This is a genomic window from Paracoccus benzoatiresistens (assembly GCF_026913015.1).
In the GTDB taxonomy this organism is placed as follows: domain Bacteria; phylum Pseudomonadota; class Alphaproteobacteria; order Rhodobacterales; family Rhodobacteraceae; genus Paracoccus; species Paracoccus benzoatiresistens.
The window spans coordinates 1-15,855 of record NZ_JAPTYD010000067.1 but is presented as its reverse complement, the minus strand read 5'-3'; the positions used below and the strand labels follow the sequence as shown (position 1 = coordinate 15,855).

The 15,855-nt window shown below is 59.1% G+C and carries 11 protein-coding genes; 9 read left to right on the top strand and 2 right to left on the bottom strand.

Annotation, left to right across the window (positions count from 1 at the left end):
- Positions 1-196 precede the first annotated feature (196 nt).
- Positions 197-2,221, bottom strand: coding sequence for a Y4lR C-terminal helical domain-containing protein (locus OU682_RS21145; protein WP_268944192.1), 2,025 nt, complete (start codon positions 2,219-2,221; stop codon positions 197-199).
- Positions 2,222-3,264: 1,043 nt separating this feature from the next.
- Here OU682_RS21145 and repA point away from each other — a divergent pair.
- The 7 genes from repA to OU682_RS21110 all read left to right on the top strand — a co-directional run bounded on the left by repA (position 3,265) and on the right by OU682_RS21110 (position 13,478).
- The gene (repA, locus tag OU682_RS21140; RefSeq protein WP_371832293.1) at positions 3,265-4,485 is read left to right on the top strand and encodes a plasmid partitioning protein RepA; all 1,221 of its coding nucleotides are present in this window, start codon (positions 3,265-3,267) and stop codon (positions 4,483-4,485) included.
- A complete protein-coding gene (gene repB / locus OU682_RS21135; RefSeq protein WP_268944190.1) occupies positions 4,485-5,486 on the top strand; it encodes a plasmid partitioning protein RepB in 1,002 nt (333 codons plus the stop codon). The genes repA and repB overlap by 1 nt, the downstream gene beginning before the upstream one ends.
- A gap of 244 nt (positions 5,487-5,730) precedes the next feature.
- The gene (gene repC, locus OU682_RS21130) at positions 5,731-6,858 is read left to right on the top strand and encodes a plasmid replication protein RepC (protein WP_268944189.1); all 1,128 of its coding nucleotides are present in this window, start codon (positions 5,731-5,733) and stop codon (positions 6,856-6,858) included.
- Between the two features lie 671 nt (positions 6,859-7,529).
- The gene (locus OU682_RS21125; RefSeq protein ID WP_268944188.1) at positions 7,530-7,853 is read left to right on the top strand and encodes a hypothetical protein; all 324 of its coding nucleotides are present in this window, start codon (positions 7,530-7,532) and stop codon (positions 7,851-7,853) included.
- Positions 7,854-9,933: 2,080 nt separating this feature from the next.
- The gene (locus OU682_RS21120; RefSeq protein WP_268944187.1) at positions 9,934-10,173 is read left to right on the top strand and encodes a hypothetical protein; all 240 of its coding nucleotides are present in this window, start codon (positions 9,934-9,936) and stop codon (positions 10,171-10,173) included.
- A 1,827-nt stretch (positions 10,174-12,000) separates the two neighbouring features.
- Entirely contained in the window at positions 12,001-12,165 is a 165-nt protein-coding gene (locus tag OU682_RS21115; protein WP_268944186.1) for a hypothetical protein, read from the top strand.
- A gap of 992 nt (positions 12,166-13,157) precedes the next feature.
- Positions 13,158-13,478: a helix-turn-helix domain-containing protein gene (locus tag OU682_RS21110; RefSeq protein ID WP_268944193.1), complete on the top strand. Its 321-nt coding sequence runs from the start codon at positions 13,158-13,160 to the stop codon at positions 13,476-13,478.
- Between the two features lie 123 nt (positions 13,479-13,601).
- On the opposite strand, the gene OU682_RS21105 is transcribed toward OU682_RS21110, so the two are convergent.
- On the bottom strand, positions 13,602-14,618 hold the full coding sequence (locus tag OU682_RS21105) for a PAS domain-containing HWE histidine kinase family protein (RefSeq protein WP_268944185.1): 1,017 nt from the start codon (positions 14,616-14,618) through the stop codon (positions 13,602-13,604).
- A 165-nt stretch (positions 14,619-14,783) separates the two neighbouring features.
- Between OU682_RS21105 and OU682_RS21100 the strand changes: the two genes are divergently transcribed.
- Positions 14,784-15,413 (top strand): HWE histidine kinase domain-containing protein, encoded by a 630-nt coding sequence (locus tag OU682_RS21100; protein WP_268944184.1) that lies wholly within the window; start codon positions 14,784-14,786, stop codon positions 15,411-15,413.
- Positions 15,414-15,491: 78 nt separating this feature from the next.
- The gene (locus tag OU682_RS21095; protein ID WP_268944183.1) at positions 15,492-15,773 is read left to right on the top strand and encodes a sensor histidine kinase; all 282 of its coding nucleotides are present in this window, start codon (positions 15,492-15,494) and stop codon (positions 15,771-15,773) included.
- Positions 15,774-15,855 lie beyond the last annotated feature (82 nt).

Sequence of the window (15,855 nt, the reverse complement as noted above, 5' to 3'; positions counted from 1 at the left end):
CATCTGCCTTAGCAGAAGAGAATCACGTCAGGCGCAGTCTGAAAATGCTGAATCTCAAAGTGCGCGATACGCTCTAGCCTGCACCGCGTTGCTGCAGCGAACATGAATGGCCGATGTGGGGAAGCTGCAGCGCAGCACGATGCATGGCCTGACCGTCAGCTATGGGCCGTGCATACTCCGCCGCATAGCGATGTTCTCACTGCCTCAGAGCATGTCGACGGGCGATCCAGGACGGTAATACCGCCCGCACTGCCACGGTATCGGCACCGTTGGCGACTGCCTTGACCTCGTGCAGAACGCGCTTGTCGTCGGCCGCGAGAGAATTCGCAGGCCAGGAGCGCGGGCAAGCCGACACGAGGTCATGGAACCCTGTCGCCCAGTCCTGCAAGCCTTTCGCATCCAGCGCGGCAAGCCATCCCGCCACAATCTGCGCATCACCGGCTCCGTCATTGGCAAGCTCGGCTTGTGTCGTCACAAAGCCAAGCAGCTGGTTGATTGCTCCCTCCCCCGGAAACTCGATCCCGCCCAGAAGTGAGCCCAGCCATGCCTCCGGAGAGGGTTCTCGGGGCGCGACGGCGAGTGCTGCGAGGTATCCCTGAAGATAGCCTTCAGTTATCCCGGCATGGTCAAGGAGCGAGCCCACCTTCTCACCAACCGTCACGGGCGGATCGTTCCCTTCGCGTGCGTCGAACGCGTCCAGCGTCACGTCCACGATGTCGGCCATGACCGGGATCCGCTTCAAGGGGGACCCCTCAAGCAGACCGTGCGCCACTGCCGCGAAGGACGGCCAGAACTCCCGTTCGTCCGCCGCCTTCAGCGTGGCCGCCGAAACGGCAAAGAGCCGCGCCCACCAATCCCGGCGAGTCTCGAGATGTTTCCAGACCGCTGCCTCTTGCCCCTTTTCGGTCCGGGCACGGGCAATGGCGGCTCGCAGATCGGCCGTGTCTTCGAACCAGGCGTCGCTCTGTTGGAAGCAATCCATCCAGTCTGCGCTGGCCTTGACGAGCCCGGCGCGGGTGGCTGGCGAAAGGGCGTCTGTGCCGCCGATCCCTGCGAGAATGGCTTCACCGTCTCCGGCGGCGGGGGCAAGTGCGTCGGGGCCCAGAAGCTCTGTCCAATCCACAAGGCCCGGGGCCGGAAGGAGGTCCAAAGCCAGGCCCTCACCCAAGCCGCGCGCCAGCCCCTCGGCCAATGCTGCCGGCGGGATGTCGAAGGTCTCGATTTCGCCCAGGATGCCGGCCAGCATACGCTTCTGCTCGCTCGCAGTGGCACAGGGAATAACAAAGGCGTCCTTGACCCCATGACCCTGTTTCAGCATGGCCATGGCGATGCCGCGGCGGCTGCCTTGCTGAAAGGCGGCGATCAGGCTTTGAGCCCCTGCCCCGTCGGGCAGACTCGCCGCGGCTCGGTGGATCGTCGCGGCGGAGCTTTGGCTCTGCATGCCGCGATCTCGCATCTGCCGCCGAATCACCACATCGAGGGCGGCACGCGTCGGCTCATCGGGGAGCCATTTGCGGATTGCAGGCAACAGTGCAGCGACCTCCGGAGGCAGCGTCCCCGTCTCGGCACGGGTCAGAAGGACCGTCGCCGCAGCGAGGCGGATCTCGGCCATCGGGTCGAGCAGCCAGTAAAGTCCAAGGCGGGCTTCCACCGCCCCCGACCGCGCAATTATCATCGAAACCAACATTGCTGCAGGGTCGGAAGGAAGCCCGGCGAGGAGCTCGGAAAGTGCCGCATGGACCTGCAGGGGCGCGTCGCCGAGATCTCTCAGGAGGGGGTCGAGCAGTTTGCCAAGATCAGGCAACCTTTCTCCGTCAGGCACCGTGCCTGACATAGCCTCAGGGGTCAAAATTGTGAAGTGCGGTGGCGGGAGACCGGCGCGGGCATAGGCTTGGGCCAGGCGCAGACGCAGCACCGGCGCGAAGGGACGAGCCGCGTCCTGCGCCATCAACGTCGCAGCGACGGCCGAGATCAGCGCGTCGCCTTCCGGCGTGTCATTCTCCACTGCCATGCGGGCCTCGTCGAGTGTGCAGGACAGGAGTGCCACCGCAGCCTGCGCTGAGGCGCTGTCCTCAGGGTCCAGCGCGGCTGTGGCAATCTCCGCCATGGCGGCAGGCATGAAGAGCAGAGATTTTGCGGCCTGCCGTAGCAGATGCGCGCGCTCCTGATCTTCGGAGGCATCGACAACTGCGGCGATTACGGCGGAAATCTTATCGGTCATGCCTGCATCATCTCTTCACCTCGGCAAGAACGGGTTCAAAGCGCCAGGCATGTTCAGCAATGGCCCAGCTTACCTCATCCCGGTAATGTTCCGCAACCAGAGACGACTTGAAAGGCGTTGCATCGCTGATCGAGGACGTCGCCTTTGACGCCGCTCTGGCAGACAAGGCGTTTGATGCCGATTGGCTGCTTGCAGAACTGGATAGGCGGCGCGCGTGCCCAGTTATCCCGTCGAAAGGCCAACCCCGCGATCAAGCGTGACTCCGATAAACACACCTACAAGTGGCGGCACATGGCCGAAAACTTCTTCGCGACAATAAAGGAGTCCCGAGCCATTGCCACGTGCTACGAGGCGACCGCACGCAGCAACGCCGCCGATTGGCATCTCGCCGCAACCATCATCGCCTCACGATGTATGTCCACGGACCTTGGTCAAGCGGTAGCTCATAGCGTGTGGCGTTACCTTTGGAAAGCTGCAGTACAGCATGGTGCCTAGTCAGACTAGCCGCTTAGGGTCGAACCGTCCACGCAATGTAGCTTCCGAACCCCTGTCCAGACCTTGGAGGTGTCGCTCCGACTACAACTTACGCCGAACTTTTCGTCAGTGGCGTGGAGCTACTGAATGTCTCTGGCGGATCAATCGTCTGCGGTCTGGTATCAGTCAGTGCGAGGTCCAACCGCTCCGTACCCGTTCACCCCAGCCCAGAATCACGCTCACTGGCCGAAGGCCGACAACACTTCCACTTCCAAGCCCAACCGCGGCAAGCCCGCTGCTGTGTCGTATAGGGAACACTCACGTGTGACCAGCACACGCAAGCCCCTCTAGAAATAATAATGAAATACCAAGGGGTTATGCCTCTTCAGTTAACCTCCTGCCCAGGACTGGCCAAACGATATCAGATAGGCAATCCAGAAATCGGTTGCCGAACAGCCGTTTGCATGGCACCACCGTATTACGGTGCACGTGCCGTTTCGACATCAAGATCGTAATCTACGGTGGTGAGCCTGTCAGGCGGCGTCTTAAGGGACACAGAAATGAACAAGATTGTCGACCAGAACCAGCTGGTAAGCAGTTCGAAGATCGGCGAATGCGCCGAAACTTTATCAGCAGCTCTGGACGTGCAACTTAAGGAATCTCATCAGCCTGGTGGCACGAAGGTTCTGCGCAAGTTCGCGGTTGGGGAAGTCTGCGAGCTGCTCGGCGTGACGCCCGATATGCTGCGCAACCGGCACAAGAACAAGAGCATTCCCGAGGTGGAGACCGATGCCAGGGGGCACCGATACTATTCGGCTGAGGAGATCGACCAGCTCCGCAACATTCTTTTCGAGACAACCCGTGGCAAGAGCAAGGACAGTTTCCGGCCAGGGCGGCGCAAGGGCGATCCTATGCAGATCATCAGTTGCGTCAATTTCAAAGGAGGCAGCGCAAAGACGACCTCAGCCGCGCATCTCGCGCATCGATTAGCACTGCGCGGCTACAAGGTGCTTGCCTGTGATCTCGATCCTCAGGCTTCGCTTACGACGCTGTTCGGATATCGCCCCGAAATCGAGTTTGCCGAGGGCGGTACCATCTATGACGCATTGCGCTACGCGGACTTCGACGCGCCTGAAGGCGAGCAGGACGGTCCTGTACCGCTACGCGAGGTCATTAGAAAAACCTATTTCCATAACCTAGATCTAGCCCCGGCGGGGCTGCTGCTGACGGAATACGAAACGGAAACCGCCAACAGCCTTCGCGATCCCCGCCACACGATCTTCGCCAAACGTCTGTCCGAGGCGTTAGAGACGGTCAGCGACGACTACGATCTCGTCATCATCGACTGCCCACCCCAACTTGGCTTCACGACCCTCTCTGCCCTCATTGCCTCAACGGGGCTCATCGTGACAGTGGTTCCGGGGATGCTCGACATCGCGTCCATGAGCCAGTTCCTCAAGCTTGTATCCGAGACGCTTGGTGCGGTCTCCACCTATACTGGCCAGGATGTCGCTTACTCCTTTGTCAAGTTCCTGGTCACCCGCTATGAACCCAATGATGGCCCACAGCGTCAGACTGAAGGTTATCTTCGGGCAATCCTGAAGGACATGGTCTTAACGAATCCGATGCTAAAGTCGACGGCCATCTCCGATGCAGGCATGACTCAGCAGACGATCTACGAGGTTGATCCTAAGGACTTCGTCCGCGCTACTCTTGATCGAGCCATCACCAGCGTCAACGACGTGGCCGCGGAGATCGAAACCTGCATTCAAGGAGCGTGGAGACGATAATGGGGCGCAAGATCCTCCAGAACCTGACAAAGGCTCATTCTGCGATGTCGCATTCACCTGCCCTTGTCCCGGCATCGTTGCGAACGACAGCGTCAGCCCCAAGTATTGGTGGGTTGCGCGAAGGCCTCGACAAGCTGGCCAGCAGCGCGATACGGGACATCGAACCGCGATTCATCGAATCCGACGGCCTGCAGGATCGCCTCCAGTTCTCCGAAGGTGACGTCGCCGACCTTGCAGAGAGCATCCGTGCTCATGGTCAGCAAGTGCCAATTCTTGTTCGCCCGTCCGAGCGCCCTGGGTATTTTCGAGTCGTCTATGGCCGTCGGCGGCTTGCTGCAATCCGCCTTGTTGGCGGACCTGTCAAGGCTATCGTGCGCACGTTAGATGACAGAAGCGCCGTTCTCGCCCAAGGTCAGGAAAATAACCTTCGTCTTGACCCGTCGTTTATTGAGAAGGCTGTCTTCGTAAAAGCGATGCGGGAGGCTGGTTACAATACCGAAACGATCATGGCCGCATTGGGGGTATCAAAGCAGTCGGTCAGCACCTACGAAGTAGTTCTGCCCTTCATTCCAATGGAGTTGATCCTGGCTATCGGCCCGGCCCACGCGATCGGAAGGCGCAAATGGCAGGAACTGGCCGAGATTGCGCGAAGCGGCGTTGATCTTATAGAGGTTCTCAATCAAAGTATTGAAAATCTTGATAAATTTTCGGCAAGTGGAGATCGCTTCGAGTATTTTCTGGTTGCTGCCAACGCTGCAGCGGGTGGAACTCCCCCGGGTGCAGCCGAGCAGGAAAGCGAAACCCCTGTCTACCGCGGTGGACAGGGTCCGATCAGGATAGATGGCAGACGCATCGGCTATATCAAAACTAGCGCTCGATCTGTAGGGATCGAGATTGCTCGTAGCGAAGCCCCCGAGTTCGGACAGTGGATCATGGAGAATGCGGACGAGGCCGTTCGGATACTTCTTGACCGCTGGAAGAAGAGCGAGGGCAGAGGCTAAGCCCCTGCCCTGATGATGCAACTCAGCAAACGAAAGGAGCGCGACGGAGACCAAAAAGAAAAGAGCCCCCCAAAGTTTCCCTTGGAGAGCCCCGATCTGTCTTTCGCACTTTCAGGTCTACCGCATCTCCAGAGTGCCGTCAAGAACAACCGACTCGGTTGACTTGCAGCTCTGTCTAACCTCCGTGAGGAGCGTTTCAGGGTTCGGAATTCTTGTGGGCTCATGGTCGCCTTGGCGAACAAGTATGACATTCCATCGAGCAATAACGCCCGGCTTCCCCCGGACGAACAGCGTTGACGTGCCGATCCAAGCCAGTGGTTGCCTTAAAGAGGCTTACCGGCACCTGTCAGCAGTCGCAAAGACTGTCGGCTTGTCCACCGGGGTACTGCACACCCTAAGGGCAATGATCCATTGTGTCCGTCCCGAGAAGAGCTTGACCTGCTTCGCCTCGACCGAGACCCTGATCCGGCTTCGTTCCGGAGGAAGCGAAAGAAGCATCCGCCGCCACGTCGAGCAGTTGATCACGGCGGGGATCATTGTGAGGAACGACAGCCCGAACAAGAAGCGGTACATGGTTCGGGACGCGTCCTCAGGCGAAGTTGAGCTGTTCGGTTTCGACTTATCACCTATGCTCCGCCGCCTGGCCGAATGGAAATGCTTGGACGAGAAGCTGGCCGCGGACATAAGCCGCAAGCGCTATCTGCGAACGGTCATTCTAGGGCGACTCCACAGACTGGATCAGCTAGGCAGCGCGTTTGACACTGCTAGCACCCGGTCAATCTTACGCCGCAACTTGGCCATCGAGGAGCTCGAAGTCATGCTGTCGACGGTAGCGGACCACCTCGACAACTTGGTGGAAGCCCCCTGCCCCACCATCCAAGCCTTTGGCGATCTGGCTCGTCCTGATCAAGCAGCGAAGGAACTGACCGGCTCTGGCGGCCAAATTGACCGTCATCAACATAGATCTGAAACCTATATTCCTGAATCTGAAGACCCGTCCAAGGTTGAGCTACAGTTATCAACGAGGGCTGACACCACGTTGCTGAGAAAAGTGGAAGCAACCTGCTCCGAAGCTATTGCCTTTGCACAAGGACCACTGCAAAACTGGGACGATGTGCATGCTTTAGCCTGGCTTCTTGCTCCTATGATCGGGATCGACAAGGAACTGCTCGCAAAGGCTACGAGAATGCATGGTTCTTCTCCGGCCTCTGTCTTGGTGCTTCTTCTCCTTCAGCAAGGCAATATGATCCGCAACACGGGCGGATATTTCCGAGCCCTTACAATGGGACCTCGAGCGACTTCATTCGATCCGTGGGGCATGCTCGATCTCATGGAGCAGAAGGGCCCAGGAGCCCCTCGATGCTTCGCCTGATTTACTTGCGCATGAGCAAGGCTAAACCTCGCCCCTCCGCAATGCATCAGAAGTAACAGGTCAGGCCCAACTGCGCCTCTGCTGCCGCCGTGATCGTACAGGCTAGAGCGTGTCGCGACATTCGCGAGTCAAGGTACCCCCATCGCTTGATCTACGATTCCTTGACTGCACGCTAGGCGGAGGGATGATATGAGCAGAACTCATCCTACGCCACTCCAAGTGCAATTTGTTGAGTTTGTAGAGGAAGGTAACTGGTACCGCTCACCCGCCGCGCGGCTCCGGGCTTCGGTGAAGCTCGTCGCCGACGGGGTGTTGCTGACGCGCAATACGGGCGGATTAGCTCCGCGTCCCCAAGGCCAGGGTAACGGTCGTGGCAAATTGAATGGTTTGGGAACGGTATCTCCGGGCGAATGGAGGCGAAGTCCGATCTGACACTGAAAGGCCTGGCTGCCGAACTTGCAAGTCATCAGGTAATCGCCATTCACTGTGTCTCGGTCTGGTGGTCTATGCCCTGCCTCGACCCGTCACACAAAAAAGACTGTAAACCCGTCGAGAAATAGCGGCGTGAAATCCGGCGGGCACGCTATATCTGCGTCACATAGCGCAAACCTTTCATAACTAACCTATTGGCTTAGCTCAACTGTTTCGCCACGTCTTCGCTGAAGACGGATATGGCGAGAACCACCGGATGGTCTACGAAGGATGTGCACCTTGTCGGCCATGTCCTCTTCGGCCACTGGCACCCACAAACCTTCATCGCCGCCCCGCACCATCACCGACTGGAAGTGCCTCAGGTGATCGACGGCGCCATGGACCGCGAACTGTTCGAGCATCATGTCGAGACCCGACTGGACCAGACACCACGGCGCTGCGATTTGATCACTGATGTGATCACTCGGGATAACCTGTCGTTGCGCGAGAGCCCCAAGGCAACCGCAGCTGTGAGCGCCATCGGCGGATGGTTCTTGCTCTTTCCCCCTACCGCCCGGATCTGAGACCCGTCGAGATGACCATAGCACAGCTCAAGGCACTGGCCCGGAAAGTCGTCGCTCGAACGTACTAGGCTCTCTGGCAAGCAGTTGGGCAGTTCTGTAGCCTCTTCACCATGGAGCAATGCTACGATTTCTTCGATGCCGCCGGACATGAAACATATCAGACGAAACGCGTTCTAGATAGTTCCTTCCTGCTCTCGGCAGAAGAGACTTTCCAAGGACGTGGGCGGGTTGGGACAATGTCTGTACACCAGTCCACCGTGGTGTAACGACCATTCATGCAGCCGAAGGAGAGTTATGCTGAAGATCTGTTTTTGCCGCGGCCAGCTCCGCCGCCCGATTTGGACGCCAGCAGCTTACTGGACAGATGTTACTATATGAAAAGGCTCCATCAGTGCGGTGAATCGTAGTGTCGTCTTTTTTAGACATCGTATGCTCAGCACTTCAACGCAGCACATTTTCTGTCTGCCGCGGTGGACGGGCATCTTTTGCATTGCCGAGAACCTGATGATTTGGCAGTCAGTACCTGCTGGTCAGGCCCAACTGCTGCAGAGCGACATCGACCTTTGCGGCCGCCTCCAAGGTTGGATTTGATTCATGATCTGCCACCCGGAGCTTTAAAGGCCGCCACTCGATTTCGTACATGCAGAGGACTGTCGCTCGCGGCCCTTAGTAGCGTCTTTCGGAGATTGCGGGAGCGTAGATTTGGCTGGCGGGAAGTATTGTTGCGCTGGTCCACCGCGGTGGACGGAGGTTTTGGTGCCCCGGTATAATAAACAGGGGACCAGCAATCGCACTGACAATATCGAAGGGTTGTTTTGGAGGTGATCAAGGGCTCCCACGATCTCCTTCTGGGACGATTACTTTCTTAAGGTGCATCGTCGAGGTGCGCGGTCTCCTTGGCAAGTCTGGATTTTGAGGAGGGGTCCGCCTGCAGCTGCTCACGGGAACTCCTGGTTACCGGAGCCCTCTCTGCGCCACGTGAGCCTATGCCAGCTGCATTTTCGAAGTATTCGACTACGGTTGAGTTGCTGGCGTGCCAGTCCACAGGCACTGGTTATTGAGGGCCGCTCCCGACCAAGACACGCGTACCTCCGCAGCCTTCCGCTTTGTTGATCAAACTGTTGCCTGAAACCCTGTCGAGAACTGTGACAAGCAAGGGTAGCTAATTCGCTTAGGACGCAGTCAGTCACGAAGCCGGGGCGCCGCCGCAAAGGCTCCTCTATCGCCGGATGTTTTGCGAAACACGCTCTCGTTTCAGGCCTCTTTTGTTGATGTAAGCATGAAGCAACTAACTTGTTCGAACCCTGCCGCTTGGGTCAAAGCTGGTGGAGCCGGCCGTTCTAATCTCGTCCACCGCGGTGGACGCTCCAAAGCACGTGCGCGGCGCAATCGAACTCCCGGCGAAATCAAAAAACGCTCGGCGGTCGCACATTCACGTCTGCCTGCGATCACAAGAAAAAGTACAAACTGAGGCTCGTAGTCGGTACGCAGTCTGACTTTCTATAGCACCATCAAAATGACTGCCTTTGGATCCCCATTACTGCTGCGTCTTGAGGGGCCAACTACTGGCATGAGCAGTCCACCGCGGTGGACTGCCAGATCGTTGGAGCCGCTTTCGAGCCGGGCACTTTCAAACGAGAAGCTGCCTCGCAGCAGATAACACTGCTCCTGCCGCATCCAGGAAATTCCTGGAGCTGAAGCAGCTCGATTCACATTCCTCCCTCCCGGATCCGAAACGCTGAATTCAGCCACGGTCGGAACGGGAAATGACGACGTAAACTCCGGGCGCACCCCGCTTCAACATGGAGGATCACCAACCACCTCTATGGAGCAGAAAACGTTTTGAGGAGCAAATTCAGGCGAGAGCAAAGATGATGCTGTGGTGAGACAAACTTGACAAGGTCAAGGCTGTTCCTGAAGGCAGAGTGGAACCAGAGGGCATCGCCCGCACATGTGCAACCGCGCCGGCAGCGTAGGTGCGCGATGCTTCGGCAATTGGCCAATTGTTACCTTAAAGAACTACTAGCGTTTTTTAACCTTTGGCTGTCCTCTCCACTGGGTCGGTCTCGGAGGGCTACACATGACCATCGCTAAGCTGACACTTCAGGGCATGAAGCAGATCGCGGGCGAAGTTGTCGCCGGTGTAGATTATGTCCTCTATCAGGCCGCGACAGCCTTGGAGGCAGGCCCGGTCAAGTCCTGCCACAGCGCTCAGTTGGTCATTGGCGATAAGATGGAATGTGCTTTGGTGACGAACTATCGCACGACAGAACAAGGCGGCTGTGAAATTACACTGCGCAGGATCGCTCCCGCAGCATAGCAAGCAGTTTGGGCGACGACAGGGACGAGAAGGGTGCTCAAAAAATAGTGCGCTCGTGTCCTTATACACAGCGGCACCCGTGCCGTTGTCTTCCTCGACAGGCGCAAGCTACCGTCGCCTTCCGGCCTAAATCTAAGAAAATGGCCGCAGTGTGCACTGTGTGCACCGGTACACACACAGCGGCCACCCTTGGGCCGCACGTCGCGGTGATCGGGCCCAATCATGCGGATATAGGATGAACCCTATGCCAAACTGGAACGCGTCATGTCTTCCGAAATGTCCTAGTCTGCATGGCGCCCCTATCAATGAAAAGTTGGATCGAGCTAAGTCCCAGGCTTTGCCAGAACATGCACCAGGCGTTGCGACAACGCCGGTGAGCCTGTCTTCGGCACCCTGCACGAGCAAACAGCCAAGGCCACGCGTAGGCTGTGGATAGCCCAAAAAGGCCAAGGCGCTTCCCTGCCTGTCACCGCCTAACGGAACCGCTGCCGGGCTTCGAGCGTGGCAAGGAATTCGGCGCGGCGTAGGGGCATTCCTGAAAATCGGCCAGCAGATCAACGCGCGCCGTGTCGGGAAGGGCGATCACGGCCTCACGCGACTCTAACCGGACCGCAGTACCCGCATTCATAGCGGTGCCTCTTGCTCCGGATCGCCCCATCGGCTTGTCGATCCGGCGCACTGCGTGCGCGCCCTTCTAAATGCGGTGCCGTGTTCTTCGGTCGCCTCTGCATTGGAGTTTCGATGACGCCGCCGCAGCCGGGCTAGTGGATATCAATGAGGTGGGAGAATGAGCATTCACCAACGGCGCACTCGTCGACGTGTACCTGGAAAGGTACCCGGTTACGGTACGCTCTTCGCAGTTCCGGCAGCCTGCGCAGACGTCGCTGCTTCAGGCTGGGCCGGTCGAGCCGGTGTCTGAGGCCACGAACAGCGCGCTGCGCATTCCCAAGACCGACCGCTCGCACTAGGCCCGCCCAGACGTCACGTCGATCCAGCAGGCGCTGGAGTGGGCCTTCGTGGTCGCGAAGGCGCAGTTGGACTTTGACAAGTACGTCGCTCGCGAGTTTGACCGCGTGGGCGTGGTTCCGCTCAGGCGCGACATGCAGATGACGATTTCCGGCAAAGCCGTTGACGGCGTTGGTACCAGCCGACGCGCGGATCATTGCGTCGTACGTCGAAGTCCTATCGATTGGCCCTAGCGGCGCCCATGACGATACGGTGGCCGAGTTGGCGCGGCTGCGCAGCGAGCCTGATTGGGGGCAGGGCGAGCGCCTGGCCATTGTGCCGTGCGAGTGGGAGCCGTGCGGAGGGGATCCAAAGAAGCGCGGGGCGTTCTTCACGGCTGCCAAGTAAAAGACTGGCAGCATCTGAGCCTGGCGACGAGCGCAGCCGCAAGCGGGCGAGGGCCGGCGAGGTCTTCCCGGTCAGCTATATCAGCACCCCGCGGCAAAGCAGCCAAGCACCGCAACTATTTGGGCTGATACGGCGCATTGCTGCACTTTCATGCCGGCGTTTGCCGTATGCTGCATGGGATCAAATCGACAGATGCAATGCCGCCGATGGCACCTTGGAGGGCTGGGGAATGACGTGGCGCCAGGAAGCCGCAGTCATCATCGCGAACGCCACCCGCGGATTACCGCACAACACCCCCTTGCATGCGCGTAAGCGCCTGGACAACGCCGCACGGCTGGATGAGCGCGAGCAGGCCCCAAAAATGCATGGCAGGCAGCCAACCGCGATTTCGTTGAGCAGTTCGGCTACCAGCCCAAGACAAGAAAGCACAGCAACAGGCGCCCGAGGCCCTGCCGTTATTTGAGGACAAGGTCCATGACTGACGTCATCATGATCACTACGGCGCAGGTCGACCGTACGACTTTGGCTGCTGCAATCAAGGCGGTCGAGAGTTCGGAAAGTTTCAAGATGGCCCGTTCGTTAGACAGCATCCCATCATTTTTTGCTCTGCAGCGACTGTGGCGAGGAGGTGGAGGATGACTGGCACCAAGCACTCCCAGGACGAAGCCGCGTGCCGGTGGATCGAGGAGTGGGGCCGGTGATCATTCACAAGGTCTGGGAGCAATACCGCCACGACGTCCGGACAGCGGACACAGGAAGCTCGCGTATCGCGACGTTTACGGCGGCTGGTTCCTGTTCAGCATCCTGGCTCTCTACATTGCCCGCGGCGGCAGCGATGAGAAGGCTAGCGGTAAGGCTCATGCCTACCGAAGCCGGGGCTTTGATCTGCTAGCATCACCTCCATCGTCTCGGCCCACCCCTTCGCTGCGGGGATCATGATGACGGCTTATCGCCATTTCGCAGCCCGGCTGCCCAGTGGTTCGTCGGCAAAGACTCGGCAACAACGATCCCGTCGCGCAGCACGGTCCAGTCGTTGCCCGAGTGGAGGTCATCGGGGCAGGTCAACTCGCGGGTCGCCTAATTTCCTACGGAGCATGCCATAAGGATAGACAAAAGGACATATTTATCTCTTCGGTCAGTGAAGCTATCTCTCTTAAAGGACAAGGTTAGGCCCTCAGTCGATAGTGAGATTTTGTTCAAAGGTTCTACAGTTATGTCATTTGCCTCCCGGGGACCAGTTTCCGCAGAATGCTTTCGCCCCCACCAGCCTTCTATTGACATAGACATCCTTCCTGCCTGCTCTGAAGAAAAGAGCAGCGATAGAGGCTCTGCATTGTTCTATGGAACTATCGCACTTGCATCGGTTGCGTGTATTGCTTTGATCGTGGGAAGTTTCTTTACCGCCCTTGGTGCTGCTTTTGCTTGCGCCGCCGCTATTACCCTCGCGATAGACTAGGTTGGTTTGAAAGCAACCCTTAGACACGAAAAAGCCCGACTGGCAGCACGGACTTCTATGGTTCGTGCGTAACGGCCCGGTTGCAACCGCCTTTTGATCGCCCCTCAGATCTTAAGCTACTTCGATATTGACGTCGTTGACGACATTGTATCGGGGAGCTGATATCTTGTCCGGCATGTTGAAGTTTTGCGGCGGGAACGGGGTCGACGGCTGGACGGTAGCGGATGTTGCACGCGAGGCAGACCTGACGCGGCAACACATCTACCAGTGGCGGCAGGAGATGCGGCGCAAGGGGTTTTGGCCCTATGGCTCCATCATCAGCGTCTACACCGGGTCGGACGAGGCCATCACGGCCTTGACCGACGACGGCATTGATGAACTAACTGACGTGCTCAGAGACGCGCGTCACACAACGGAAACCTGGCACCAGTTCCTCGACGATTTCGTCACCGATCCTGAACTCGTCCAATGTTTGAAGGCTCAACCGCCGCGGTAACAAACGGCCACTTACTGTGTCGTGGTTCCGAGATCCTGCCGCTCGGCTGGAAGGTATCCCGACCGGCTATTCCCGCTCTCCGGCATCTTCCCTTTCCGCCCCCCGCAGAACGCTCAAGTTCCGTCAGGTGCCGCTGTCCTGGAGATCAGCAGACAGACGCGCGTGACTGAGGTCCAGGCTGGCGTGTATGCCGCTGGTCGTGAACTGCCGCCGGAATGACCCGTCCAGCTGATCTCGCAGGGCGAGTTCACACATGATCGTGCCGAAGGCCTGTCCCTGAACGGTCGATCCTGCCTGCACTGGCGCGAATGTTTCGTCCCAATGGATGATCAGGCGATCTCCCCGGTGCTCGCTGCTGATGGCCAGCCCACCGCTGTCCTGAAACAGCGCCCCGTATTTGACCGAGTTCGTGCACAGCTCGTCGAAGACCAGGGCCAGCGGCGTGACGGCAGCCTGTCCGACCGGGACGTCCTCAACGGCAAGATCGATGGGAAGCGATCCGGCAAAGGGTTTGAGGATCGCCTCGATAAGCCCGCGCAGAGGCCGTCTCTCGAAGACAGCGGCATCCTCGACGGGAGCGGCAGGCGCTGTGAGGGAATGGGCGGCAGCCAGGGCCAGGAAGCGACCGCGCGTCTGGACAACCAGGTCGTCCATCGTGGTGGCCTGCCGGGCACAAAGGTTCAGCAAGCCGCTGGCGATTGCAAAGCTGTTTCCGACCCGGTGCTTCATCTCCGACAAGGGCAGGCGCTGCTGCTCGGCGGCACGGTGCTGGGCGGTGATGTCTCGGGCGATCTTGGAGGCGCCGACGACTTGGCCCTGCCTGTTGCGGATCGGCGAGATGCTGACCGAGATCGGGAACAATTGCCCGTTCTTCTTGCGCCGCATCGTCTCGAAGTGCTGGATACGCTCGCCCCGGCGCAGCCGGTTGATGAAGTCGACCTCCTCATGCTGCCGATCCTCGGGGATCAGCAGAGTGATGGAGCGGCCCAGCATCTCGTCGGCCCGATAGCCGAAGATGCGCTCCGCGGCGGGGTTCCAGCTCAGGATGATGCTGCCCAGATCCTTGGCCACGATCGCATCATTGGAGCCTTCAACGATCGCCGCGAAATGCTGCTGTAGGTTCTCGTCCAGAAGCGACATGGTCCTATTCCGGTGATGGCGTGACATGCAGTTGAAGCCCAAGTCCGAGGCAAAACACAAGGCCAAGTTGCCGCCCGCGTTATGGGCTGGAGGACGCAATGATCTACCAAAGTCGTTCCGACCGGATTATGCCTTGCCGTCAGGAACACACTGCGGAGACCGTTCTTGGATCTCGATGAACTCTACCGGCTGTTGCGCGGCTCGCATGTCCAGGCTGTCGGCATCGTCAACACGCTGCGCGATCCCCTTCTGGTACTGGATGACGACTTCAGGGTTCTGAGCGCCAACCCGGCCTTCTATGGGACCTTCTCCACAAGCCGGGACGAAACGATCGGGACTGCCCTGGCCGATCTCGGCAACGGTCAGTGGGACATTCCGGAGTTGCGGCTTCTGCTGGAGCAAGTGATCCCGAAAAGCACCTCGGTCATCGACTACGAGGTGCGGGCAGAGTTTCCCCACATCGGCCAACGCACCATGCTGGTCAGTGCTCAACGCCTGAGCCATCCCGACAGCGGCCAACGCATCCTGCTCCTGACCATCGTGGACGCCACCGAGAAGCGGAAGGCCGATGACGACAAGGACATCCTGATCGGGGAACTGGGGCACCGGATCAAGAACCTTCTGGCGGTGACCCGGGCGATCGCCCGACGGACCGAGGTGGAAGGACGCAGCGCGGAGGCCTACCGCGACGACTTTCTCGGCCGCTTCGATGCCTTGGCCCGGTCCCTGGCCGTCTCGACCCAAGAGACCGAAGCCGACCTGTCTCAGCTGGTCCGCGCGGTGATGGAGCCTTAGCTCGAGGAAACAAGCGCCATCACGCTGAAAGGGGAGGGGGCCATTGCCCTGCTGCCCAGGCAGGCAATGTCCCTGGGCATGATCCTGCATGAACTGGCCACCAATGCGCTCAAGCACGGGGCATTGTCCGCTCCCGGCGGCCAGCTCGACATCGCCTGGAGCCTTGCGGAAGACAGAAACGGCCATCCCGAAGTGCATCTCTGCTGGCGAGAAAGCAAAGGACCGGAAGCCTCGCCGCCTGAGGCCGTCGGCTTCGGAACGCGCCTGATCAGGTTTGCCACCGAGGTTGACCTCAAGGGCCAGGCGGAACTGAGCTATCGGCGAGACGGTTTGGTGGCTGATCTGAAATTTCCTCAGTAACTGCACCTGGTCAGCCGATGCCTGATAAATCCGTTCAGTGCCCTCGGGACGGCCGCGCTTTGGTGCTGGTCGTCGAGGACGA

What these genes read in the sequence shown, in the direction of transcription:
- OU682_RS21145 (WP_268944192.1), bottom strand. Translation starts at nt 2,221, where the DNA reads ATGACCGATAAGATTTCCGCCGTAATCGCCGCAGTTGTCGATGCCTCC.
- repB (WP_268944190.1), top strand. Translation starts at nt 4,485, where the DNA reads ATGGGGCGCAAGATCCTCCAGAACCTGACAAAGGCTCATTCTGCGATG.
- repC (WP_268944189.1), top strand. Translation starts at nt 5,731, where the DNA reads ATGACATTCCATCGAGCAATAACGCCCGGCTTCCCCCGGACGAACAGC.
- OU682_RS21125 (WP_268944188.1), top strand. Translation starts at nt 7,530, where the DNA reads ATGGCGAGAACCACCGGATGGTCTACGAAGGATGTGCACCTTGTCGGC.
- OU682_RS21120 (WP_268944187.1), top strand. Translation starts at nt 9,934, where the DNA reads ATGACCATCGCTAAGCTGACACTTCAGGGCATGAAGCAGATCGCGGGC.
- OU682_RS21115 (WP_268944186.1), top strand. Translation starts at nt 12,001, where the DNA reads ATGACTGACGTCATCATGATCACTACGGCGCAGGTCGACCGTACGACT.
- OU682_RS21110 (WP_268944193.1), top strand. Translation starts at nt 13,158, where the DNA reads ATGTTGAAGTTTTGCGGCGGGAACGGGGTCGACGGCTGGACGGTAGCG.
- OU682_RS21105 (WP_268944185.1), bottom strand. Translation starts at nt 14,618, where the DNA reads ATGTCGCTTCTGGACGAGAACCTACAGCAGCATTTCGCGGCGATCGTT.
- OU682_RS21095 (WP_268944183.1), top strand. Translation starts at nt 15,492, where the DNA reads ATGATCCTGCATGAACTGGCCACCAATGCGCTCAAGCACGGGGCATTG.